Origin of the sequence: Streptomyces capillispiralis, from assembly GCF_007829875.1 — a bacterium.
Taxonomy (GTDB): Bacteria; Actinomycetota; Actinomycetes; order Streptomycetales; family Streptomycetaceae; genus Streptomyces; species Streptomyces capillispiralis.
The window spans coordinates 1,600,824-1,625,081 of sequence record NZ_VIWV01000001.1; the positions used below are offsets into that span (position 1 = coordinate 1,600,824).

17 protein-coding genes are annotated in these 24,258 nt (G+C 74.2%); 7 read left to right on the forward strand and 10 right to left on the reverse strand.

The window, feature by feature from the left end; all coding sequences use genetic code 11:
* The first annotated feature begins 123 nt into the window (after nt 1-123).
* The 3 genes from glgX (at nt 124) to FHX78_RS06475 (ending at nt 6,160) form a co-directional block, all read left to right on the forward strand.
* Nucleotides 124-2,262 carry a glycogen debranching protein GlgX gene (gene glgX / locus FHX78_RS06465; protein ID WP_145866508.1) on the forward strand — a complete coding sequence of 713 codons (2,139 nt, stop codon included), beginning with the start codon at nt 124-126 and terminating at the stop codon, nt 2,260-2,262.
* A 93-nt stretch (nt 2,263-2,355) separates the two neighbouring features.
* Nucleotides 2,356-4,782, forward strand: a complete 2,427-nt coding sequence (treY, locus tag FHX78_RS06470; RefSeq protein ID WP_145866509.1) for a malto-oligosyltrehalose synthase — start codon at nt 2,356-2,358, stop codon at nt 4,780-4,782.
* A 127-nt stretch (nt 4,783-4,909) separates the two neighbouring features.
* Entirely contained in the window at nt 4,910-6,160 is a 1,251-nt protein-coding gene (locus FHX78_RS06475) for a M14 family zinc carboxypeptidase (RefSeq protein WP_145866510.1), read from the forward strand.
* A gap of 32 nt (nt 6,161-6,192) precedes the next feature.
* Here FHX78_RS06475 and FHX78_RS06480 read toward each other — a convergent pair whose 3' ends face one another.
* The 3 genes from FHX78_RS06480 to FHX78_RS06490 form a co-directional block, all read right to left on the reverse strand.
* On the reverse strand, nt 6,193-6,609 hold the full coding sequence (locus FHX78_RS06480) for an SSI family serine proteinase inhibitor (RefSeq protein WP_145866511.1): 417 nt from the start codon (nt 6,607-6,609) through the stop codon (nt 6,193-6,195).
* Nucleotides 6,606-7,958, reverse strand: a complete 1,353-nt coding sequence (locus FHX78_RS06485; RefSeq protein ID WP_145866512.1) for a murein peptide amidase A — start codon at nt 7,956-7,958, stop codon at nt 6,606-6,608. Before FHX78_RS06485 ends, FHX78_RS06480 begins: the two co-directional genes overlap by 4 nt.
* A gap of 132 nt (nt 7,959-8,090) precedes the next feature.
* The gene (locus FHX78_RS06490; protein WP_145866513.1) at nt 8,091-8,642 is read right to left on the reverse strand and encodes a DUF1707 and FHA domain-containing protein; all 552 of its coding nucleotides are present in this window, start codon (nt 8,640-8,642) and stop codon (nt 8,091-8,093) included.
* Nucleotides 8,643-8,814: 172 nt separating this feature from the next.
* Between FHX78_RS06490 and treZ the strand changes: the two genes are divergently transcribed.
* The gene (gene treZ, locus FHX78_RS06495; RefSeq protein ID WP_145866514.1) at nt 8,815-10,560 is read left to right on the forward strand and encodes a malto-oligosyltrehalose trehalohydrolase; all 1,746 of its coding nucleotides are present in this window, start codon (nt 8,815-8,817) and stop codon (nt 10,558-10,560) included.
* 20 nt (nt 10,561-10,580) lie between these two features.
* Here the strand turns inward: treZ and FHX78_RS06500 are convergent, their stop codons facing one another.
* The 7 genes from FHX78_RS06500 to FHX78_RS06530 all read right to left on the reverse strand — a co-directional run bounded on the left by FHX78_RS06500 (nt 10,581) and on the right by FHX78_RS06530 (nt 19,771).
* On the reverse strand, nt 10,581-11,534 hold the full coding sequence (locus tag FHX78_RS06500) for an aminoglycoside phosphotransferase family protein (RefSeq protein WP_145866515.1): 954 nt from the start codon (nt 11,532-11,534) through the stop codon (nt 10,581-10,583).
* A 49-nt stretch (nt 11,535-11,583) separates the two neighbouring features.
* Nucleotides 11,584-12,711, reverse strand: coding sequence for an aminopeptidase P family protein (locus FHX78_RS06505; RefSeq protein ID WP_145866516.1), 1,128 nt, complete (start codon nt 12,709-12,711; stop codon nt 11,584-11,586).
* Nucleotides 12,712-13,003: 292 nt separating this feature from the next.
* A complete protein-coding gene (locus FHX78_RS06510) occupies nt 13,004-13,549 on the reverse strand; it encodes a PDZ domain-containing protein (RefSeq protein WP_145866517.1) in 546 nt (181 codons plus the stop codon).
* Nucleotides 13,550-13,578: 29 nt separating this feature from the next.
* Nucleotides 13,579-15,735: a germacradienol/geosmin synthase Cyc2 gene (gene cyc2 / locus FHX78_RS06515; protein ID WP_145866518.1), complete on the reverse strand. Its 2,157-nt coding sequence runs from the start codon at nt 15,733-15,735 to the stop codon at nt 13,579-13,581.
* A gap of 95 nt (nt 15,736-15,830) precedes the next feature.
* Nucleotides 15,831-17,009, reverse strand: coding sequence for a damage-control phosphatase ARMT1 family protein (locus FHX78_RS06520; RefSeq protein ID WP_145866519.1), 1,179 nt, complete (start codon nt 17,007-17,009; stop codon nt 15,831-15,833).
* Between the two features lie 41 nt (nt 17,010-17,050).
* A complete protein-coding gene (locus FHX78_RS06525; protein ID WP_145866520.1) occupies nt 17,051-17,698 on the reverse strand; it encodes a ScbR family autoregulator-binding transcription factor in 648 nt (215 codons plus the stop codon).
* 255 nt (nt 17,699-17,953) lie between these two features.
* On the reverse strand, nt 17,954-19,771 hold the full coding sequence (locus tag FHX78_RS06530) for a S8 family peptidase (RefSeq protein ID WP_145866521.1): 1,818 nt from the start codon (nt 19,769-19,771) through the stop codon (nt 17,954-17,956).
* 569 nt (nt 19,772-20,340) lie between these two features.
* Between FHX78_RS06530 and FHX78_RS06535 the strand changes: the two genes are divergently transcribed.
* The 3 genes from FHX78_RS06535 to FHX78_RS06545 are packed head-to-tail and all read left to right on the forward strand — an operon-like array spanning nt 20,341 to nt 24,257.
* Complete coding sequence (locus tag FHX78_RS06535; RefSeq protein WP_145866522.1) at nt 20,341-21,357, forward strand: substrate-binding domain-containing protein; 1,017 nt, start codon at nt 20,341-20,343, stop codon at nt 21,355-21,357.
* Between the two features lie 51 nt (nt 21,358-21,408).
* Complete coding sequence (locus FHX78_RS06540; RefSeq protein ID WP_145866523.1) at nt 21,409-23,829, forward strand: sensor histidine kinase; 2,421 nt, start codon at nt 21,409-21,411, stop codon at nt 23,827-23,829.
* Nucleotides 23,826-24,257, forward strand: a complete 432-nt coding sequence (locus FHX78_RS06545; RefSeq protein WP_145866524.1) for a roadblock/LC7 domain-containing protein — start codon at nt 23,826-23,828, stop codon at nt 24,255-24,257. Before FHX78_RS06540 ends, FHX78_RS06545 begins: the two co-directional genes overlap by 4 nt.
* Nucleotide 24,258: the final 1 nt, after the last annotated feature.

Genomic DNA, 24,258 nt, shown 5'->3' on the forward strand with positions numbered 1-24,258 from the left:
CAGGCACGGATCGGGAAGGACGGGGCAGGGGTGAGGGATGCTTCCCGCCCTTTCGGGGAGACTCGTCAAGACTCGGAGCCCAGGCGCCCCCACCGGCGCCGTACACCTGAAAGAGTCGTGTCCATGCAGGTCTGGCCTGGCGAGGCGTATCCGCTCGGTGCCACGTACGACGGCGCCGGAACGAACTTCGCGGTCTTCACGGAGGCCGCGGACCGAGTAGAGCTGTGTCTGCTGCACGACGACGGCTCCGAGACCGCGATCGAGCTGCGCGAGAGCGACGCGTTCGTGCGGCACGCGTACGTGCCCGGGGTGATGCCCGGGCAGCGCTACGGCTTCCGTGTGCACGGTCCGTACGACCCCGGGCGGGGGCTGCGCTGCAATTCGGCGAAGCTGCTGCTCGACCCGTACGCGCGTGCGATCAGCGGGGCGGTCGACTGGGGCGAGGAGGTGTACGGCTACCACTTCGACGCGCCCGAACGGCGCAACGACCTGGACTCGGCGCCCCACACGATGACGTCGGTCGTGGTCAACCCCTATTTCGACTGGGGCGACGACCGGCGCCCCCGGACGGAGTACCACCACACGGTGATCTACGAGGCCCACGTCAAGGGCCTCACCATGCGCCACCCGGGGCTGCCGGAGGAGCTGCGCGGCACCTACGCGGGCCTGGCGCACCCGGCGGTGATCGAGCACCTGACCGAGCTGGGGGTGACGGCGCTGGAGCTGATGCCGGTGCACCAGTTCGTCAACGACCACCGCCTGGTCGACATGGGCCTGAACAACTACTGGGGCTACAACACCATCGGCTTCTTCGCCCCGCACAACGCCTACGCGTCCTGGGGCGACCGCGGCCAGCAGGTGCTGGAGTTCAAGTCGGCGGTCAAGGCGCTGCACGAGGCGGGGATCGAGGTGATCCTCGACGTGGTCTACAACCACACCGCCGAGGGCAACCACCTGGGCCCCACGCTGTCCTTCAAGGGCATCGACAACCCGTCGTACTACCGGCTGACCGACGACCGCCGCTACTACATGGACACCACCGGGACCGGGAACTCGCTGCTCATGCGGTCCCCGCACGTCCTGCAGATGATCATGGACTCGCTGCGGTACTGGGTCACCGAGATGCACGTCGACGGGTTCCGCTTCGACCTCGCGGCGACCCTCGCGCGGCAGTTCCACGAGGTGGACCGGCTCTCGTCGTTCTTCGACCTGGTCCAGCAGGACCCGGTCGTCTCCCAGGTGAAGCTGATCGCCGAGCCGTGGGACGTCGGCGAGGGCGGCTACCAGGTGGGCAACTTCCCGCCGCTGTGGACCGAGTGGAACGGCAAGTACCGCGACACCGTGCGGGACCTGTGGCGGGGCGAACCGCGCGCGCTCGCCGAGTTCGCCTCCCGGCTGACCGGCTCCTCGGACCTGTACCAGGACGACGGGCGGCGCCCGCTGGCCTCGATCAACTTCGTCACCTGCCACGACGGCTTCACGCTGCACGACCTGGTGTCGTACAACGACAAGCACAACGAGGCCAACGGCGAGGACAACCGGGACGGCGAGAGCCACAACCGGTCCTGGAACTGCGGCACCGAGGGCGAGAGCGACGACCCGGAGGTGCTGCGGCTGCGGGCCCGGCAGATGCGCAACTTCATCGCCACGCTGATGCTCTCCCAGGGCGTGCCGATGATCAGCCACGGCGACGAGGTGGCCCGCACCCAGCGCGGCAACAACAACGCCTACTGCCAGGACAACGAGCTGGCCTGGCTGGACTGGCCCGCGCCCGGGCGGGACGGGGACGACGAGGAGGACGTCCGCCGCCGGCTGCTGGAGTTCACCCGCGCCATGGTGTGGCTGCGCAAGGACCACCCCGTCTTCCGCCGCCGCCGCTTCTTCCACGGCCGGCCGGTCGAGGGCACCCACGACGACCTCTCCGACATCGCCTGGTTCACCCCCGAGGGCGCGGAGATGACCCAGCGGGACTGGGACTCCGCGCGGGCGTCGGCGCTGACGGTGTTCCTCAACGGCAACGCGATCTCCGAGCCCGGGCAGCGCGGCGAGCGCATCACCGACGACTCGTTCCTGCTGATGTTCAACGCCTCCCCCAAGCCGCTGGACTTCGTCGTCCCGGTGGACCACGGCCGGCAGTGGCAGGTGGTGGTCGACACCGCCCGCACGGACGGCGTCCCGCCGGGCACCGGCCCTAAGGTGACGGCCGGCGCCCGGCTGACCCTGATCGACCGCAGCATGACGGTGCTGCGGCGGCCGGCGTGACCCGCCCGCCCCGGAGCCACCCGTCCGGGCGACGGGTGGCCCGGTGGGGCGAGCGATGACACGAAAGGCGGCCGGGCGGGTACGTAGGTTCCCATGACCCCTGAGCGTCCTGACCCGGCGGTGCCCACGGCCACGTACCGGCTGCAGCTGCAGCCCGGATTCCCGTTCCGGGCGGCGGCGGACGCCGTGCCGTACGTGGCCTCGCTCGGCGTGTCCCATCTGCATCTGTCCCCCGTCCTGGAGGCCGTGCCCGGCTCGATGCACGGCTACGACGTCGTGGACCACTCCCGTGTGCGCGAGGAGCTGGGCGGCGAGGAGGGGCTGCGGGAGCTGGCGCGCACCGCGCGGCGGCACGGCCTCGGCCTGGTCGTGGACATCGTCCCGAACCACATGGCGATGTCCCCCCGCCACAACCGCGCCCTGTGGGAGGTGCTGCGCGACGGGCCCTCCTCGCGCTACGCGCGGTGGTTCGACATCGACTGGGAGGCGCAGGGCGGCCAGGTGCTGCTGCCGGTGCTGGGCGGGCCGCTCGGCACGCAGACCGGCCTGCTGAAGACCGACGGGGACGTGCTGCGCTACTACGACCACGCCTTCCCCTTGCGCGAGGGCACCGCGGGACTGCCGCTGCCCCAGCTGCTGGACGCGCAGTGGTACCGCCCCGTGTGGTGGCGCCTGGCCCGGACCGAGCTGAACTACCGGCGGTTCTTCAGCATCTCCGAGCTGATCGGGGTGCGGGTGGAGGACCCCGAGGTGTTCGAGGCCACGCACGCGACGATCCTGCGGCTGCTGCACGAGGGCGTGGTCGACGGGCTGCGGGTCGACCACCCCGACGGGCTGGCCGACCCCGACGGCTATCTGCGGCGGCTGCACGAGGCGACGGGCGGCCGCTGGACGGTGGTGGAGAAGATCCTCTCCGACGGGGAGCCGCTGCCCGCCTCCTGGCCGGTGGCGGGCACCACCGGCTACGACGCCCTGCGGCACGTGGACGGCCTGTTCACCGACCCGGCCGGGTTCGGGGAGCTGCTCGGCCAGTACCGGCGGTTCGCGGCCCCGCAGACCGACCGGGGCGGCGACTGGGACGCCACGGTGCGGCGGGCCGCGTACAAGGTGCTCACCCACGAGCTGGCCACCGAGGTCGACCGGCTCACCCGGGTGGCGGACCGGCTGTGCGCCGCCTCGCCGGAGCCCGCGCTGCGCGACCGCGCGCCCTGGGCGCTGCGCACCGCCCTCCAGGAACTGCTGGTGCGGCTGGAGGTCTACCGCCCCTACGCCTCGGTCGACGCGGCCGGTGTGGTCACCGAGGAGGCCGCCGCCGAGGCCCGGCTCGCCTTCGCCGTCCCCGAGGAGGCCGGGGCGGTGGACGTCGTACGGGACCTGGTGCTCGGGCGGTACGGCGACGGGCCGGAGCACGTGGAGTTCCGTACGCGGTTCGCGCAGACCGCGTCGGCGCTGCGGGCCAAGTCCGTGGAGGACACGGCGTACTACCGCTATGTGCCGCTGCTGTCGGCGAACGAGGTGGGCGGCGACCCCGGCAGCCCGGCGGTGTCCCCGGAGCGGTTCCACGCGTACTGCGCGCGCGTGCAGCGCGACTGGCCGGCGACCGGGACGGTCGTCTCCACGCACGACACCAAACGCAGCGCCGACGTCCGCGCGGCGCTGCACGTGCTCACCGAGTGCCCGGAACGCTGGGCGGACGTCCTGGCGGAGGTGACCCGCACCGGCGAGGGCGTACCGGACGCGCAGGTGGCGTGGGCGGCCTGGCAGACGGTGTTCGGGCTGGGGCCGGCCGAGGAGGAGCGGGTGCGGGGGGCGCTGCTGAAGCACGTCCGCGAGGCGGGGCTCTACACGAGCTGGACGGAGCAGGAGCCGCCGTACGAGGAGGCGGTGGCGCGGTTCGTGGCGGCGGGGCCGTGCGGGGCACCGGGCGAGCGGGTGGCGGCGCTGCGCGCCTCGCTGGAGCCGCACATCCGGGCGAACGTGCTGGGCACGGCCCTGGTGCAGCTGACGATGCCGGGGGTGCCGGACGTCTACCAGGGCACGGAGCACGAGTACCGGGCGCTGGTCGACCCGGACAACCGCCGGCCGGTGACCTTCCCACCGGGACCACCCACCGACGCGGCGCCGGGTGGCGCGTCGGAAGCGGCGCCGGGTGGCGCGTCGGAAGCGGCGCCGGGTGGCGCGTCGGGGGTCAAGGAGACGGTGACGCGGGCGGCTTTGGGGCTGCGGGCGCGGCGGCCCGAGGTGTTCGGCGACCGGGCCTCCTACGCACCGCTGGCCGCCGAGGGGCCGGCCGCGGCCCACTGCACGGCGTTCGTGCGTTCCGGCGAGGTGCTCACCGCCGTGACCCGGCTGTCGCTGCGGCTCGCGCGGGCGGGGGGCTGGCGCGGGACACGGCTCCCCCTGCCGCCGGGGCGCTGGACCGACGTACTGGAACCGGGCCGGGAGTTCACCGGACACGCGGACGCGGCGGACCTGTTCGCCCGGCTGCCCGTGGCCCTGCTGGAACGCGTCCCGGACTGACACCCGTCTCCGGCCCGGGAGCCGGTGGGCCTCGTCCGGTCCCCGGCCGCGTACGGCCCCCTTCGGGCCCTTGACACCGTCTCCGGGCCGTGGGGTACTGCGCAGTGCGGTGCGGGCGGTGACGGGGGTGAGTCCGCTGCGGAAGGTGAGCTATCCGACGGTGGCCGAAGTGGTCTCCTGCTCCCGCGCCCTGACCGCCCGGTGGCCCGGCCTGTGCGCGCTGCGGCAGGTGGGGGTCTCCCGCGGGGGCCGGCCGCTGCACCTGCTGTCCGTGGGGCACGCCCGGCGCGCCGTGCTGGTGGTCGCCGGCGCCCACGCCAACGAGCCGGCCGGCGGGGGCACCCTGCTGGCGCTCGCCCGGCGGACCCTGCGGGAGCGGGACCTGCGCGACGGCACGTCCTGGCACTTCCTGCTGTGCGCGGACCCCGACGGGGCGAGCCTCCATGTGACGCCGGCGCCGCGCAGTCTGTACGACTACCACCTGGGGTTCTTCCGTCCCGCCGGGTACGAGCAGCCGGAGTGGGCGCCGTCGGTGCTGCCGCCCGACCGGCTGCCGCCCGAGACCCGCGCCCTGACCGGTGTCATCGACGAGCTGCGGCCCTATCTCCAGGTCTCCCTGCACGGCACCGAACTGGGCGGCAGCTGGGTGCAGCTGACGGGTGACCTGCCGGGGCTGGCCGAGCCGTTCGCCAAGTCCGCGGCCGAGCTGCGCATCCCGGTGGAGACCGGCGCCTCCGACGCGGCCGGCTGGCCGGCGGCCGGCCCCGGGGTACATGTGATGCCGGCGCCGGAGGCCGCGCCGGCCTATCCGAGCCTGACCGACGACGCGCGGCACAGCACCTGGTTCGACGCCCACCGGTACGGCGGTCTGACCGCGGTGGTCGAGGTGCCGATGTGGGCCAGCGACCTGGTCGACGACCCGGCACCGCATCCGGCGCCGGTCGCGGCGCTGCACCGGCTCGCGGACCGGCTGCTGCGGGACGCGGAGGAGGTGCGGCAGGTGCTCCGGGAGGCGCGGTTCCGGCAGGAGGACGCCGAGGGCCCATTGCTGCGGGCGGCGACCTGGGGGCTGGAGCTGGTGCCGGGGCTGGCCGCCGACCTGATCCGCACGCCGCCCGCCGACGGCACCCGGGCGTACGTGGGCAGCGTGGACGCGTTCGCGCGCCGGGTGCCGCTCAGGGCGGCGGCGATGCTGCGGCGGGCGCTGCTCGGCTCGGACGCGCGGGCGGCGGCCCGTCTGGAGCGCCTGGTCGCGCTGTGGAGCGACGCCTTCGCCGCGCGGTTCCACGCCCGCTGGGTGCCCGTGGAGCACCAGGTCGAGCACCAGTCCCGGACGGTGGTGGCGGCGGCCCGCCACGCCCGCGAACGCGTCCGCTGACCCCACCGCCCGCGGGAGTGCGCGGACCGTGCCTAGACGCCGTCGAGAGCGAAGACCGACCCCGTGCGGGCGGCCATCACGCAGGTGTTGGGGAAGGTCTCGGTGTACTCGACGGGCCGGCCGCGCCAGGTCCCGCGCGCGTGGGCGGTCACCGGGGCGTGGACCATCGGGCAGAAGACGTCCTTCGCCGGGATGGCGGCGATGTCCCCGTCCGCCGCGGCCAGTTCCGCGCAGGCCCGCTCGGCGTGCCGGTGGCCGTGGGGCGGGTCGCACCGCAGCAGGCTTCCGCTTCCGGCGGTGGAGGGCGGCTGCCCGTGGCTGACGGTGAGCAGCAGCAGGCTGTCGGGGGCGGGGTGTCCGGCGTCCGCCCGCGCGGGTGCCGCACAGACGAGCAGGACGAGGGCGGTGAGCAGTCCCGCCCGTACCGCTTTCAGTGGGGTGTGCGTCATTCCCGGTGCATCGGCACGGCGGTGCCCGGACCCCAGCCCGGCTCACCCGAACGGTAGGGGGCCGGTGGCCGCCGCACGGCCAGTTCGAACGCGGCGAGGACGACGCGTGCCTGGTACTCGGCCTGGCGCGGGACGGGGATCCAGCGCGCCCCGCTGACGTCCCGGTAGTCGGCGCACCGGGCGTCGATGAGCCGGTCCAGCTCCGGCAGCGCCCCGGCCGCGTCGTGCCCGGCCCCCGTCACCAGCTGGTGCAGCAGCCCGGCGGTGCGCAGCGCCAGGCGCCGCCCGGCGAGGCGCAGGGCGGTGAGGCGGGCGGTGGTCATGGGCGGCAACGGATGTGCAGAATCGTTCTTGCTGTCGGGGTCCCAGGCGTCGGCGAGTCCGGGGCACACCAGGAGGTAGTCGCCGACCGCGGCGAGCAGCCGCGCCGCGTCGGGCACGGCGGCCAGGTGCGGCCGGATCCGGTCCGTCAGGCCGCGCAGCAGCAGGGTGTCCTGGCGCAGGGTGCGGCTGACGGCGCGCAGCTCCGCCTCCGGGTGCGTGGAGGGCGAGCCGTCCGCCACGCCCGCCACGCCCCACATGGGCGCCTCGACGACCGCGGTGAGGGTGCCGTGCCGGTGCGGGTGGAACCACGTCGACTCGACGGCGGCCTCGGTGATGGCGGCGGCCAGGTCGCCCCGGTGCGGGGGCGGGATCCGGTAGACGGCGGGTCCCAGACCGGGCCAGTACAGGGCGTCGTAGGCGCCGAGTTCGCGCGGGACGCCGAGGCGGGCGGCGATGCCCGCGACGCGCCGGTCGAGGCCGGGCAGGTCACGGGTGAGTTCGACGAAGCCGCCGCCGACGTCGACCCCGTGCAGCGAGTACTGCAGGAAGGGCCGCAGCTCGTCCTGGAGGGCGAGCAGGGCGCGGGTCTCGGGCAGCGCGGCGGCCGCGGCGCCGTCGGGGAGCCATTCGGGTTGTTCGAGGAAGCCGGGCCGGAAGAAGTTCCGGTAGTGGTGACCGAGGGTGTACGGGCCGCCCAGCCACCGTTCGTTGCGGCGCAGGCCGTCGGGGTCGAGGCAGAGCAGGAGGTTCCAGGTGGCGTCGGTGCCCTCGGTGAGCCAGGGGTCGGCCAGGGCGCGCTCGGCCAGCCGCAGGACGGTGGCGCCGCCCACGGGCTCGTTGGCGTGCGGTCCGGCGACGACGAGGACCTGACGGCTGCCGTGGCCGATGCCGAGCAGCCACAGCGGGGTGCCCGCGCGGGAGACGCCGACGCGGCGCAGACGGGCGGCCCGGGGGTGCCCGGCGACGAGGGCGGCGGCCCGCGCGCCCAGTTCGTCGGCGGTCGGATAGTGCTGGAGGGGCGGCAGGGCACACCTCCACGAAGTGGTGCCGTCGTCTCACTTGGAGTGCACGGAGTAGGCACAGTCAGTCACGACAGCCGGGGGTACGTCAACACCGTCTCCGGCGCGGGGACTTGGCGGGTGCCGGTCCCGGCGCGGTCAGCGCGTCGCGAGGCGGTAGGTGATCTGCCCGAACCCGACCTGGTCGCCCTCGCGGACGACGGCCGCGCCGACCACCCGGCGCCCGTTCACCGTCGTGCCGTTGGTGGAGCCGAGGTCCCGCAGCACCCACAGGCCGCCCTGGTGGCGGAGTTCGGCGTGCACGCGGGAGACCGTCTCGTGGCTGAGCCGCAGTCCGCTGGCGGGATCGCGCCCTATGCGCAGCGGGTGCCCGGCCGCCGGGTGCGGCAGCAGCAGCTTGGGCAGCTTCTCGGCCTGCCAGGCCCGGCGCAGCCGCACGGTGAACCCGGAGACCGCCCCGACGGCGCCGAACACCAGCCGTGACAGGCGGCTTTCGGTGGGGAGGTCGGCGGTGAGCGCGGCGAGTTCGTCGGAGCGGCGGGCGACGAGCGCGAGTTCCATGCGTCTCACGAAGGTGTCGTGGGAGAGGCGGCCCATGGCGGCACCGTCCCGCAGCACGTCCAGCGCCTTGTCGCGCTCCGCGTCGGAGATCCGCGCGGGGTACGTGTGGAACTCGGAGGACGACGTCACGCTGCTGATTGTCGGTCAGTGACGTCCGGGCTGTCCAGAAAGCGCGGGTGCGGCCGTCCCTCCCGCCCGAACCTGGCGACACCCGCCGCGAAAGGGACGAAGCGGCAGCGCATCGATCGCCCATGGCGCACGATGGACGGCACCACCGTGAGCAGACGAAGGGGAACCGTCCGTGCAGTTCGAGGTGTGGGCACCGCAGGCCGGCCGAGTGACGCTCCAGTGCGACGGCGTGACGCACGTGATGGAGCGCGATCCGCGGCGGGAGGGGTGGTGGCGCGCGGAGGCGGAGGCGCACGACGGCTCCCGGTACGGCTTCGCCCTGGACGACGGTCCCGTGCTGCCCGATCCGCGGTCGCGCCGCCAGCCGGACGGACCGGACGGACCGAGCGCGGTGGTCGACCACGACCGGTTCGCCTGGCGGGCGCGGTGGTCCGGGCGCCCGCTGCCCGGGGCGGTGCTGTACGAGCTGCACGTGGGCACGTACACGCGCGAGGGCACCTTCGACGCCGCCGCCGAGCGGCTCGGGCATCTCGCGGAGCTGGGCGTGACGCACGTGGAGCTGATGCCGGTGTGTCCGTTCCCGGGCCGGCACGGGTGGGGGTACGAGGGCGTGTCCCTGTGGGCGGTGCACGAGCCGTACGGGGGGCCCGAGGGACTGAAGCGGTTCGTCGACCGGGCGCACGCGCTGGGTCTCGGCGTCGTCCTGGACGTCGTGCACAACCACCTGGGGCCGTCCGGCAACTATCTCCCCCGCTTCGGCCCGTACTTCACGGACACCCATCACACCCCGTGGGGCGCGGCGGTCAACCTGGACGCCCCCGGCTCCGACGAGGTGCGCGCCTACCTGGTGGACAGCGCGCTGGCGTGGCTGCGGGACTACCGGATCGACGGGCTGCGGCTGGACGCGGTGCACGCGCTGGTGGACACGCGCGCCCGCCCCTTCCTGGAGGAGCTGTCCGGGGCCGTGGACGCCCTGTCCGCCGACACGGGCCGGCCGCTGTTCCTGATCGCCGAGTCGGACCTGAACGACCCCCGGCTCGTCACACCGCGCGAGCACGGCGGCTTCGGGCTGCACGCCCAGTGGAACGACGACTTCCACCACGCCCTGCACACCGCGCTGACGGGTGAGTCGCAGGGGTACTACGCCGACTTCGCGCGCGCCCCGCTCGCGGCCCTCGCCAAGACGCTCACCGGCGGCTTCTTCCACGACGGCACCTACTCCAGCTTCCGGGGCCGGCACCACGGCCGCCCGCTCGACCGCGACCGGGTGGCCGCGCACCGGCTCCTCGGCTACGCCCAGACCCACGACCAGATCGGCAACCGCGCCCAGGGGGACCGGCTGGCCGCCCTCCTCTCCCCCGGCCTGCTGGCCTGCGCGGCGGCCCTCACCCTGACCGCCCCCTTCACGCCGATGCTGTTCATGGGCGAGGAGTGGGCGGCGGGCACGCCCTGGCAGTTCTTCACCGACCACACCGATCCCGCGCTCGCCAAGGCGGTGCGCGACGGCAGGCGGCGGGAGTTCGCGGCGCACGGCTGGGCGGAGGAGGACGTGCCCGACCCGCAGGACCCCGCCACCCGGGACCGCTCCTGCCTGGACTGGTCGGAGCCGGACCGCGAGCCGCACGCGCGCGTGCTGGCCTGGTACCGGCTGCTGCTCGCCCTGCGCCGCGAGCAGCCCGACCTGACCGACCCCGACCTCGGCGACACCAAGGTGGCCTACGACGAGGAGGACCGCTGGCTCGCCTTCCGGCGCGGCGACGTCCGGGTCGCCGTCAACCTCGCCGACCGGCCGGCCGCCATCCCGCTGGGCGTGCCCGGCGCCCGGGTGCTCGCCGCGTGGGAGCCCGTCCCGGTGCCCGGCGCGGACGGGGTGCTGCGGCTGCCCGGGGAGTCCGCGGTGGTGCTGCTGCAGGAGTGAGGGCCGCCCCGCACAGGGGGCTACGGCGTCTCGTCGCCGCCCCTGAGGTCCGTCACCCGCTCCAGCAGGATCGGCTCCCAGGCGCGCCGCAGCCGGGTGCGCAGCGCGGGCGGGGCGCCGACGGGGCGGCCGGCCAGCGCCTCGGCCAGCTGGAGGACGGCGTCGCAGCGCGCCAGCCACAGCCCGCGCAGGCAGGGCCGGGCGCCGTACCCGGCGAGGGTGGCCGCGCGGACGGCGGCCGGGGCGCCGACGGCGCGTGCCAGGCCCGCGATGTCCTCGGCCGGGTCGCCGACCACCGCCGCGTCCCAGCCCAGCACGCCGCGCACCCGGCCGTCCGCGCTCACCACCAGGTGCCCCTCGGTGAGGGCGTGGTGGACGAGGACCGCCGTGCCGGGCTGGGCGGCGAGCTGGACCGCGGCGGGCGGGGTGAGCCGGTCCAGGCGGGCGGGGTCGAACTCGTCGGCCCCGGCGAGCCGTTCGGCGGCCTCCGCGGCGCCCCGGCGCAGCGCCTCCAGGGAGCGGGGTGACACGCGGGGCACGCCGAGCGCCTCCGCCTGCCGCACCGGCACCTCGCGCAGCCCGGTGAGCAGTCCGGCCAGGTCGGCCTCGCCGACGGCGGACACGGCGTGCTGCTCCCCCGTCCCGCCGGTCACCCGGGTGTCCAGGGTGCAGAGCAGACCGGGCGCCCACTCGCCGTGCGCCACGCTCGACGGCAGCGCGACCGGCACGTGCGGGCGGGCCAGGTCGCGTAGCCGCAGTTCCCGGCGGCGCCGGGCGCTCGCCTCATGGTCGGGGGCGAGGCGCAGCACATGGCGGGTGCCGACCCACCAGGTGGCGGGCGCGGCGCCCTCGGCGACGGGCCGGACGTCGGGCCCGGCGGAGGCGGCCGCGCCGTCGCCCGCCCCGCTCCCGGTCAGCAGGGAACGGGCCAGTCGGCGGACGGTGTCCGCGGTGGGGGTCGGTGCCTGGGTCATGGTCGCGCCATTGCCGTTCGGGGAGGCGGGAGGGGACGGAGGGGGCCGTTCAGTCCACTATGAGCAGGTCCCGCGCGGTGTTGTTCAGCCGCCGCCCGCCGTCCTCGGTCACGGTGACGATGTCCTCGATGCGGACGCCGAACCGGCCGGGCAGATAGACGCCGGGTTCGACGGAGAAGCACATGCCGGGGACGAGGGGCTGCTCCTCGCCCTCGATCATGTACGGCGGTTCGTGCGTGGTGACGCCGATGCCGTGCCCGGTGCGGTGGATGAAGTACGCGCCGTACCCGGCGTCGGCGATGACCGCGCGGGCGGCGCGGTCGACCTCCTGGCAGGCGGCGCCGGGCCGCACCGCGCGGAACCCGGCCTCCTGGGCCTCGCGCACGAGGTCGTGCACCCGGCGTTCCTCGTCGGTGGGTTGGCCGACGTGGACGGTGCGGGAGGTGTCGGAGCCGTAGCCGTCCTTCAGGCCGCCGAAGTCGAGGACGACCATGTCGCCGCGTTCGATGACGCGGTCGCCCACCTCGTGGTGCGGGTTGGCCCCGTTGGGCCCGGAGGCGACGATGGTGAAGTCGACCTGGGAGTGTCCGGACCGCCGCAGCGAGGCGGCGAGATCGGCGGCGACGTCCGACTCGCGGCGGCCGGCGAAGGCGACCTCCCGGATCTCCTCGAACGCCGCGTCGGCGGCGGCACCGGCGGCGGCCAGCAGTTCCAGTTCCGCCGCGTCCTTGACGGCGCGCAGCATGGGCAGGGCCTCGGTCAGGGAGGCGTAGGAGGTGCCGGGCAGCGTCCTCTGCAGGCCCAGCAGGTGCAGGGCCCAGGCGTTGTCGCTGACGCCGAACCGGCCGCCGGTGTCCAGCAGGGCGGCGGTGGCGGCGTAGGGGTCCTTGCCGTCGGTCCAGTGGCGCAGGGTCAGGGCCGGGGCGCCGGGGGCCCGTGCGGCGTCCGGGGCCTCCAGGGTGGGGACGACGAGCACGGGGTCCCGGCCGGCGGCCAGGACCAGCAGGGTGAGCCGCTCGGTGACCGCGGTGGGGGTGTAGCCGGTGAGCCACACCAGGTCGGGGCCGGGGGCCACGAGCAGACCGGCGAGCCCGGCCTCCGCGGCCTGTCGCGCCGCACGCTCCATGCGGGCTGCGTAGTCGTCGGCGGTGAAGGGCGCGGGCACGGTGCCGGTCATCCGGGGGCCTCCCAGGGGCGGACAGCGGGGCTACGGGCAGCATCCTGCCCGGCGGGCGGGGGCGGCGCGAGCCGATTCGCGGTGTTCACCCCGCGTCCCGCCCGGCCCGGCGCCCGGCCGCCCCGCCGGTTCACGGGCCGCCCCGTACGGGTGGGGCCGGGGGTGGTCCGGACGCCGCGGCCGCCCGGGGCGGGCGGGCCGGTCGCGGACCGGGACGCTCCCGGTCGGGCTCGCCGTCCATGACCGTCCCCGTCCTCGACGACGGGGCGGCTCACCAGTCGCTTCCGCGTGGTCATGCGACGAGGCCGGGGACGGCCGTCAGCTGCTGGTAGCCGCCGCTGCGGCGGCGCACCGTCAGGGTCACCTCCTCTCCCGGGCGGGCGCGGGCGACGGCGCGTGCCAGGTCGGCCGCCGAGTCGACCCGGGCGGCGCCGACGGCGAGGACGACGTCGCCCCGCACGAGGCCGGCCGAGGACCCGGGGCCGGGGACGTGCACCCCCACGACCCGGGCCCCCGGTCCGCGGTCGTCGGCCACCTCCACCCCCAGCCGGGCGGCCACGGGCACGGACGGGGCGGCTCCCGGTGAGGCGGCCGGCAGCACCGCCGCCCGCCACGCCGGCCCGACGAGCCCGCCCACGCCGACGACCGCGGCCCCCGTCGCCCCCATCACGGCCCCGGACAGCACCAGGAGCACAGCGATCAGCAGCCCGGACCACGCGGACACCGGCCGTCGCCCGGGCGTCCGCCCGGCGGGCCGCCCGGAGCCCGGGCCGTCGCCGGTCTCCGGCACGCCCCTGTCCCCCGGGAGCGGCTTGGGCCGCAGCGCCGTCTGTTCCATCGTTCGCCTCCGCGCAGGGGTGCGGTCCGTCAGAGGAGCACCGGCCGGGCCGGTGAGCGGTACGGGAGGAAGCCGTGGAGGCGGCCGGACAGGTACTCGTCCTTGTACCGCGGGACGCTCCGGTGCCAGTTGAGGATGGCGGCCATCCAGTTCTGCAGGTCGGTCACATAGCCCCGCATGATCGCCCGCGCCTCGTCCGACAGCTCGAACTCGTCGTAGACCACCGGCAGTTCGTGCGCCACGACGTGCTCGAACTGGCGCATGCGCTGGTTCATCATGTCCTGCACCACGGGCAGCGCGGTCGGATAGTCGATGCCGAAGAAGGTCTGCACGACGAGGACCGCGTTGTGGATCTCTCCCTCGAACTCGATCTCCTTCTGGTACGAGAAGATGTCGTTGAGCAGGCACGCGTAGTCGATCGCCGCGTTCTCCAGGGAGCGGACGGGACCGCTGCGGTAGACCTCGGGCGGCACCGCCGGTCCGTGTCCGGCGCGGGCGAGCCCCAGGGTGAGCTGGGAGCCGAAGGTGGCGCGCCGCATCTCCAGGTAGTCCACCGGGTCCGGGACGCGGTTCTGGATCTGGTTGGACAGCTCCCACACCCAGGCCTCGGTCATCGTCTCGATGGCCGACTTCAGGGGGCCGCGCTGGCCGGGTGTCATGCCCGCCGTCGTACGCGCCCACAGGTCGATCAGGGCGCGCTCCATGGCGTTGGCGGGCGGAGGGGGCGGCTCGGGGCCGAGCGGCATGCAGGCGGACAGGCGGGCGGTGGTGAGCCGGGCGGCGGCCAGGTCGCGGCGGTGGCCGTAGACCAGCGGGTAGTAGTCGTCGCCGTAGGTGCCGAAGGCCAGCCAGTCGGAGGCCAGGTCGAGCTGGTCCTGGGTGGCGTCCGGGTCGATGCCCGCCGCGCACAGGGGGAGGTCGCAGCTCTCGAGCTTGTCCTCGTCCCAGACGCCCTCGCCGAGGAAGCCGATCCGCCCCGACCACTCCAGCAGGTGCCGCCGCGCGCCGTCGAGGGCGGGGCTGAGCTCCAGGGGGAACGGCATGCGGATGTCGGGGATGATCGACGGGCCGACCTTCGGGAACGGCACGTGGGTGTAGTGGCGCAGCCGCCCGGCCCCCGCGCCGGCGAGCAGCGCGCCGATGTCCGCGGCGGACGTCCCGCGTCCGGACGGGGACTGCCAGGGGGTGTCGGAGCGCGCGCCCTCGTTCATGTAGCGGCTGGAGCGCAGATGCCATTCGTGGCCGCCGGACTGCCAGTCCTGGAGGCCCTTGGCGTACGCGCCGACGGCGGCGGTCTCGGCCGGGGTGAGCCCGTTCTCCAGGGCCACGGCGGGTACTTCGGTGAACGCGGTGTGCTCGAACTGGTGGAGCCGCGAGGTGAGGACGTCGTTCACGATGTCGGCGGCCTGCTGGGTGGTGCAGCCGAAGAAGGTCTCCAGGACGAGGACGCCGTTGCTGAGTTCACCCTCGTCCTCGACCTCCCGCTGGTAGGAGAACAGGTCGTTGCGCAGGTGCACGGCGTCGGAGAACGTCTCCATCAGTACCCTCAGCGGCCTCGTTCCGGCGACGGCGGCGGGCACTTCGGCGGTCGCGTACTCCACGAGCCCGGCGGACCAGGGGGCGCCGCCCACCTTGCGGCGCATCTCGATGTACTCGACGGGGTTGGCGATCCGCCCCTCGTTGATGTTGGACAGCTCCCACAGCGACTCGTTGAGGAGGTGCTCGGTGGCGACCGCGAACCGGCGGCGCCAGCCGGCGGACATCGCCGGCACGGTGCGCGCCCACAGGTCGGCCAGGCCCGCCTCGACCGGGTTGTGCGGCTCGGGGACGGGGGCGGCCGGGTCCAGCGGCATGAACAGCGGCAGCCGGTCGAGGTGGGCCTTGCCGCCCCGGCGGTCCTGGGTGCGCTTGAACTTCTCCAGGAAGTGGTCGTCGAAGAAGAAGACCCACACGTACCAGTCGGTGATCAGCGACAGGGCGGGGCCGTCGCAGTCGGGGTGGGTGTAGGCGCAGAGCAGGCCGTAGTCGTGCGCGTCCAGGTCGGCCTGCTCCCAGACCCCGCTTCCCTCCAGCATGCCCATCTCGCGCGCCCAGGACGTCGCGTGGGCGCGGGCCTCCTCGACATGCGGATTGAGCCGCGCGGGATGCGGCAGGTAGAAGTGCGGGAGTTCGAACGGCTGCGTCATGGCCGGGGGCTACCCGTGGCCCGTCGGCCGCATCCGCCGGCGGGGACGTGATCACACCATCGCGTGAACCGTGCCCCGTACGGGAGTCGTGCGGCTCAGGTCCGTACCTGGATCAGCGCGTGGGTGCCGCCGGTGCGCCAGCGCTGTCCCTCCGCCGCGACGAGCGCCGCCTCGGTGGCGGGGGCGAGTCCGGTGATCACGTCGGACTTCAGGGTGCGCAGGGCGGCGACCGGCCCAGGGAAGTAACCGGTGACGCCGGCGAACGGGGTGGTCGGGGGCCAGTACCGGTCGCCCACCAGGCGGCGGTAGTTGAGGTCGCCCTTGACGACGGTGACCGCGGCGGCGGCGAAGTCGGCGCGCAGGTCGTCCGGCATCTCGGCGTACGGCAGGGGTGAGCACGAGAAGGGGTGCGCGCGCAGGGCGAGCCGGCCGTCGCGGAGGGCGGCCCACAGACCGCGCCCGTACTCCCCCGCCGCCCCCTCGGCGGCGGTGAGCCGGCGCACCGCGTCGACGACGTCGGCGGTGGTGGCGTCGGAGACGTAGTACGGGTGGGGCTTGACGTGCAGCACGGCCCGGCCGATGCGGCCGTGCGCCAGCAGATGGGCGACGAGCAGCAGGTCCGGGACGAGTTCGCGGCCCGCGTTGTCGGCGACCAGGCACAGCGTGCCCGTGCCCGGGGCGCCGAGCAGCGGCCACAGCCGTTCGCTGTCGTCGGCCACCAGGGCGGGGACGGCGGCGGCCTCCTCCGCCCCCTCCGCGGAGAGCCGGAAGCCGAGGTCGGCGCGGTTGCCCCACAGGGAGCCGTGCAGCAGGGCGCGGGCCTGCTCCTCCTCCGGGCGGCCGGCGAGGTCGTCGAGCGCGGCCAGTTCCTCGTCGGTGGCGGGCGAGTCGAGTTCGGCGCGTTTGGACGGACGGAACGGGTCGATGCCCTGCCAGGGTCCGGGGGCGAAGTAGTCCACCGCGTGCAGCAGCCGGCGGTAGAACCAGCTCTCGGACCACAGCCAGGGCACGTCGTACCAGGAGCGCCCGGCGTACGCGTCCATCCCCCAGGTCCGCCAGCGCTCGTGGTCGTGCGCGTCGGCGGGGAGGGGGTCGATCACGCCCCCGGTGCATTCGGCCAGCAGCGCGTCGAGCGCGCGCCGCTGCCCGGGCCCGTACGGGAGGGTGTCGCGCACCTGCCGGATGATCGCGGGGTGCCGCTCGGCGAGCACGCTGTGGGGGAACGTGCCGGGCTCGTCGGCGAGGATCACGGGCGCGGTGGGGGTGTCGGGCATGTGGATCACCGTAACGCGCGGCGGTGGCCGCGCGCCGCGGGTCACACCGGCGCGATCTCCCGCTCCAGCCGGGCGGCCAGGCTGAGGTAGCGGGCGCGGCGGGTGACGGGGACCAGGCCCCGGATGAGGATCTGCCACATCTCGGCCGTACGGCGGGGCTGGCGGGCCACGCCCTCGCGGGAGCGGCCGACGACGCGGGTGCCGACGAAGAAGCAGACGAGGGAGTGGGCCACGACGTCGATGTCGACGTCCGGATGGACGTCGGACTCCTTGACGGCGCCGAGGAGCCGGGCCGTGACGATGTCCATCCACTCGGTGAAGGGGTGGCTGAGCGGCGGGCGCGGGCGGGTGCCGCCGGTGGCGAGCCGCAGCCCGGCCCGCAGGACCGGGTCCGCGGCCGACATCCTGGCTATGCCGAAGGTGAGGCGCATCAGCGCCTCCAGGGAGGTGTGGCCGCGGATCTCGGTGTCCCGGGCCAGCCGGCGGCAGGTGGCCGACTGCAGTTCCAGGACGGCGTGGGCCAGGTCCTCCTTCGCGGCGAAGTGGAAGTAGAGGGCCCCCTTGGTGACATGGGCGTGCTCGACGATGTCGCTGAGACTGGTCGATTCGTAGCCCTGCCGGTCGAACAGGTCGGCGGCCGCCGTGATGATCGTCGCGCGGGTCTGCTCGGCGCGTACCTGCCTCGCCATCGACTGAACTCCTGAGCCGGAAAGGAACGGGTCATGCCGTTTGTTTGTGACGCCCAGTACACGATAGCTCACCCTGTGGCGACGTTCATCACCCGGGCGGGCCACGACACTTGGAACACATCCGGCAAAAACAAACGCACTCCTCGAAAGAAAACAGCGCGTCCGGTATCTAAGTGTGTCAGGTGCGATGACAAAAGAGAACGGCGGGTCGGCCGGTGCCCGAGCACCGGCCGACCCGCCCGTCGCGGAGGTCGCTCAGAAGGTCAGCTGCCAGCCGTTGATCAGGCCCGTGTCCTGGGCCGCCGTGTCCTGCACGCGCAGCTTCCAGGTGCCGTTGGCGGTCTCGGTGGAGGCGTTCACCGTGTAGGTGGCGACGACGTTGTCCGCGGAGTCCGACGAACTGGCGGACTTCAGGCGGTACACCGAACCGTCCGGCGCCACCAGGTCGACGACCAGGTCACCGCGGTAGGTGTGGGTGATGTCCACGCCCACCTGGAGGGCCGAGGGCGCGGAGCCGGTGCGGCCGCTGACGCCGATCGGCGACTCGACCGCCGAGCCGTTGTCCGGAATGGAGACGGCGGTGGTGCTGGTGTACGTGGAGCCGGTCGACGTACCGCCCTTGACGGCCTGGACGGTCTTCGCGGCGTCCGCGAGGCCCGCGCCGCAGCCGCCGGTGCAGGTGCCGGGCAGGGGGCGGGCGTTGGTCTTGATCGCCGACTCGATCTGGGCCGGGGTGAGCGCGGCGTTGGCCGACTTCATCAGCGCGGCGAGGCCCGCGATGTGCGGGGTGGCCATGCTGGTGCCCTGGTAGTAGGCGTAGTTCTCGGTCGACGGGGTGCGGGTGCCGGAGTTCAGCGTGGACAGGATGCCGTTGGCGGTGGTGGTCCGGGTCTCGCCGCCGGGGGCGGCGATGTCCACGATGGTGCCGTAGTTGGAGTAGGAGGCACGGCTGCCGGCGCGGTTGGTGGCGGCGACGGTGATGACGTTGCCGCAGTTCGCCGGGGAGGAGTTGGCGGCGTTCTGGTTCTCGTTGCCGGCCGCGACGACGACCGTGGTGCCGCGGTTCACGGCGCCGTTGATGGCGCTCTGGGTGGCGGTGGAGCAGGCGCCGCCCCCGCCGAGGCTCATGTTGATGACCTTGGCGACGTTGGCGTTGGCGGGCACACCGGAGACGGTGCCGCCGGACGCCCAGGTGATGGCGTCGATGATGTCGGAGTCGTAGCCGCCGCACTTGCCGAGCACGCGCACCGGGGAGATCTTCGCGTTGTACGCGATGCCGGCGACGCCCTTGCCGTTGTGGGTGGCCGCGGCGATGGTGCCCGCCACGTGGGTGCCGTGCCAGGAGGAGTTGCTGCCGGTGGACTGGCCGCACTCGCCGGCGGCGTACCAGTCGCCGGGGTCGGCCGGGTTGCTGTCGCGGCCGTTGCCGTCGACGGCGACGGCGGTGTCGGAGATGAAGTCGTAGCCGCCGACGACGTTCGCGGCGAGGTCGGAGTGGGCGACGTAACCGGTGTCGATGACGGCGACCGTGACGCCGCTGCCGGTGGCGAGGTCCCAGGCGCCCGGCACACGCATGCCGGCGGTGGTCTCGAACAGGTCCCACTGCTTGGTGTACTCGGTGTCGTTGGGGGTGGCCAGCGGCTTGTTGAGGCGGTCCGGCACGACGTAGGCGACCTGCGGGTCGGCGCGGTACTCGGCGACGACGTCGGCGACCTCGGTCCCGGTCGGCCGGTCGCCCAGGCCGACGAGGGCGGCACCGGTGCCGAGGCGGCGCTGGAAGCCGACGTCCTCGCCGGCCCGCGCGCCCTTGGCGGAGGCGTCCGCGGCGGCGGCCTTGTCGGACGTGGCCTCGGCGGCGCCGGACCGGTAGCCGACGATGAGCCGCTCGGCCGGGGTGCCGGGCGCGGCCTCGGTGGCGGCGGCGGGGACGGCGGCCGGCGCGTCCGCGGGGGCGTCCTGGGCGACGGCGGCCTGGGCGGACCCGGCGGTCAGCAGGGCGACGGACAGCGCGGCGACGGATATCAGCTTCCGTCTGGGGGAGGAGCCGCGGGGGGAGCTCGAAGAGGAGCGCAAGGGTGTGCCTTTCGTGCCGGTACTCCGGGCGACGCGGAGTGGGACAGTGGGGGTCGATTCGCTTCGTCGTCGAAGCGGCGGGGCAATCGAACTGCGGCAGATCGGCCGGCCGGGCGCGAACAGCGGCCCCGGCGGGGGTCACCCGTGGGCCGGCTGAGGTCGAACGATAGGCAGCGCGCAGCCCGCCGGGATACGGGGGAAACCCTCGATCCGGCCGGGAACCCACCCTCGTGACACAGGGGTTGACCAGGAACGGACCGCTATGCCCCTCGCCGGGGGCGGGGGGCGTGCGGCCCCCCCGCGGGACGGCGCCGCCCCCGCCCGCCGTCCCGTACCGTCCGCGCGGTCCGGACGCCGCAGCGGCCGCGCCGGACGCACCCCCGGAGATCACGGTTCATCACAATGCGGCAGCGGCGCCTCACTTCCCGTCGCTGTTCACTTGACGACCAGTGGTGTCACAGGGTTGGCTCCGGGCCAGTGAGAGTCACCCGGTCGGCGCACGCCCCCGCGGTTCCGTCCGTGCTCTCCCCCTGCTCTGTCTCGGCCGCACAGCGAGGTCCGCACTCCCCATGAACACTCGACCCCCGTCCCCCCGCCAACCGAGACGTACCGTCCCTCCGACGGCCCTGGCAGCCGCCGCCGTCCTGCTGGTGACCGGCTGCTCCGCGCTCGGCACGGACGACGACTCCTCGGGCCGGGACACTGCGGGCGCGGACGGCTCCCGGGGAATGAGGGTCGTGATGGTCACGCACGGCAGCGAGGGCGACGCCTTCTGGGACCGGGTGAAGCGCGGCGCCGAGGCGGCGGCCGCGAAGGACGGCATCGACCTGACGTACGTGAGCGACCCGGAGCAGTCGGGGCAGGCGGAGCTGGTCCGCAACGCGATCCGCGACGGCGTCGACGGCATCGCGCTGACCCTCGCCAAGCCGCAGGCCATGAAGGGCCCGGTCGCCGAGGCGCGCAAGGCGGGCATCCCCGTGGTCGGGCTCAACTCCGGCATCGACGCCTGGAAGCCGGCCGGACTGCTCGGGTACTTCGGGCAGGACGAGACCGTCGCGGGACGGGCCGTCGGGGAGAAGCTCAACGACCTCAAGGCCCGGCACACCCTGTGCGTCGTCCACGAGCGTGGCAACGTTGCCGTGGAGGCCCGCTGCGCCGGCGTGAAGAAGACCTTCGGCGGGACGACCGAGAACCTCTACGTGGACGGCACCGACATGCGTGCCGTCTCCGGCATCATCACGGCCCGGCTGCGGCAGGACTCCACCATCGACGAGGTCGTCACCAACGGGGCGGCCTACGCCCTGTCCGCGGTCGACGCCGTGAAGGAGGCGGACAGCAAGGCCCGGGTCGCCACCTTCGACCTGAACAAGGACCTGGTCGACGCGGTCCGCGCGGGCGACGTCCAGTTCGCCGTCGACCAGCAGCCCTATCTGCAGGGCTACCTCGCCGTGGACGCCCTGTGGCTGTACCGGAGCAACGGCAACGTCAGCGGCGGCGGGGTCGCGCCCGTCCTCACCGGACCGGCGTTCGTCACGAAGACCAACGCGACCGCGGTCTCCGGGTTCGCCGCCAACGGAACCCGCTGACGGAACCGCCCGTGCGCACTCCCCCACACACCCGAACGCTCTAGGACGACGATGTCTCCACGGACAGGTGCCCGGCGCCGTCTCGGCTCCATACGTCTCTCGCTCTTCCTCCTGGCACTGGTGCCCAGCGTCACCCTCGCCGGCATGTGGGGCCTGACGACGATCCAGATGTTCTCCGAGGGGCTCCAGCTGCGGTCCCAGACGGAACTGAGCCGGTCGACCGGCGCGATGGGCACGCACGCCACGCTCGCGTTGCAGGAGGAGCGCAGGCTGACCGCCGCGTGGCTCGCCGCGCCGAAGAGCTCCCGGTCCGCCCTGGAGGCACAGCGGCAGAAGACCGACGAGGCGGTGGCGAAGCTCGCCGGGAAGGCGGACGTCATCGCCGAGGCGCCGGCGCGCGTCTCGGACCAGATGTACTCGGTGCTCGGCTCGGTGGGCAGCCTGGAGTACTACCGCAGCCAGGTGGACAGCCCCAGCGACATCACCGCCGAGGAGGCGCTGGAGCAGTACACCTCGATCATCGACGACCAGATCCACGCCTTCCAGGAGCTGTCCCAGGTCGACGACGGGGACCTGACCTCCCAGGCCGGTCCGCTGGTCGCGCTGGAGCACGCGGCGGAGCTGGTCTCCCGGGAGAACGCGCGGCTCACCCTCGCCTGGCCCTCCGGCAGCCTCGACGAGCAGGGCTGGACCGACTTCGCGGAACTGGTCCACACCCGCCGCTGGCTGGTCGAGGACCAGATCGTGCCGTCCCTGCGCGGCGAGACCAAGACGCAGACCGAGAGGATCCTGCGGAGCAAGGAGTGGCGCGCCCTGGAGGCGGTCGAGGACCAGGTGCTCGCCACCCACGCCACGGCCGACGACCACACCGTCGACCTGCCGGACCTCAAGGACCGGTGGGACGACGCCGTGCAGCGGGTCTCCCCGCTGTACGCGAGCATGATCCGGCAGCAGACCGACGCCCTGCTCGTCCGCAGCGCCGACGAGGCCAACGGGCTGCTGCTGAAGGCGGCTTCCCTGAGCGCCGGCGGACTGCTCGCGCTGCTGCTGTGCGTCGGCCTGTCCTGGCGCATCACCCGCTCGCTGTCCCGCAGGCTGCGCGGGCTGCGGATGGCCACCCTCGGCCTGGCGGAGGAGCGGCTGCCCGACGTGGTGGCCCGGCTGGAGCGCGGCGAGAAGGTCGACCCGGAGTCGGCGACCACCCCGCTGGACTACGGACACGACGAACTGGGCCAGGTCGCCCAGGCGTTCAACACCGCGCAGCGCACCGCCGTGCACACCGCGGTCGAACTCGCCGACACCCGGCGCGGTTTCCAGAAGGTCATCCTGGGCATCGCCCGGCAGAGCCAGAACCTGGTCAACCTCCAGCTCAGCAAGCTCGACGCGCTGGAGCGCCGGCACACCGACCCCGAGGTCCTCAAGGGCCTGTACGAACTCGACTCGACGGCCAGCCAGTTGCGCCGCTACGAGGAGAACCTCGTCATCGTCAGCGGTGAGCGCCCGGGCCGTTCCTGGAGCGAACCGGTCGCGCTGATCGACATCGTGCGCAGTGCCGTCGGCGAGGTGGCCGAGTACCAGCGGGTGGAGGTGCACACCGACGAGGAGGTGTCGGTCGCCCCGCCCGCGGTGGCCGACGTGATCCACCTGCTGGCCGAGCTGATCGACAACGCGACGGTGTACTCGCCGGCGCCGAGCCCGGTCGGGGTGCGGGCGGCGCTGGTGGCCAAGGGCCTGGCCATCGAGATCGAGGACCGGGGCCTCGGCATGTCGGAGGAGGACTACGCCTCCCTGAACGCCCAGCTGGCCCGGCCTCCGCAGTTCGACGTGGTGGCGCTCGCCGACGACCTCCGGCTCGGCATGTTCGTGATCTCCCAGCTCGCGCACCGGCACGGCATCACGGTCACCCTGCGCCCGTCGCCGTACGGCGGGACGACGGCGATCGTGCTGGTGCCGTACGAGATCGTGGTGCGGGACCAGCCGTCCGGCAGGAACCCGGAGCCGACGGGCACCGCGGCCGCCGGGGACCCGGCGGCGGCCGGCGGCCCCGCGGACCGCCTGCGCAAGGAGAGCCCCGACCCCTCGGCGGACGGTGCGGGCGCGCGGACCCCGACGTCCCGGTCGGCGACCGCCGTACGGACCGCCCCCGCGCCCGCGCCGGCCCCCCGCCGGGACGGTCTCACCCCGCTCCCCCGCCGGGTGCCGCAGACCAGCCTGGCCGCCGAGCTGCGCGAGGAGACCGTGCCGGACGCCGAGGACGACACCGCCGAGGACTTCTCCGCGGAACGGGCCGCCTCGTCCCTCTCCGGCTTCCAGCGCGGCACGCTCCAGGCGCGGGACGACGACCCCGACGACGAGGCCGTACCGTCGTACGACGCGGCAGTGCCGGCGTATGTGCCCGCCGCCTCCGCCGAGTTCCCGACTCCGTCCGCCGACCGCCGACCGCCGACAGCTCACGAAGGATCTTCGTCATGACACGCCCCATCCCCGCCACCCACACCCAGCTGGACCAGCTGCTGACCGGACTCGTGGAACGGGTCGCCGACGTGAACCAGGCCGTGGTGCTCTCCGAGGACGGGCTGGTCGTCAGCAAGTCCACCGGATTCCTGCGCGACGACGCGGAGCGCCTCGCGGCGACCGCGTCCGGTCTGATGAGCCTCAGCAAGGGCGTCAGTATGGACTTCCGCGGCGGCCCGGTGCGCCAGGCGCTGATCGAGATGGCGCACAGCTACCTGATCCTCACCTCGGCCGGCCCCGGCGCGCACCTGGTGGTGCTGACCGGTCCTGGCGCGGACGTCGGCGTGGTGGCGTACCAGATGAACATGCTGGTGAAGAAGATCGGCGAGCACCTGAGCGCGGCCCCGCGGGGCACCGCCGGTCCCGCCGTCGACCCCGGCGTGTGAG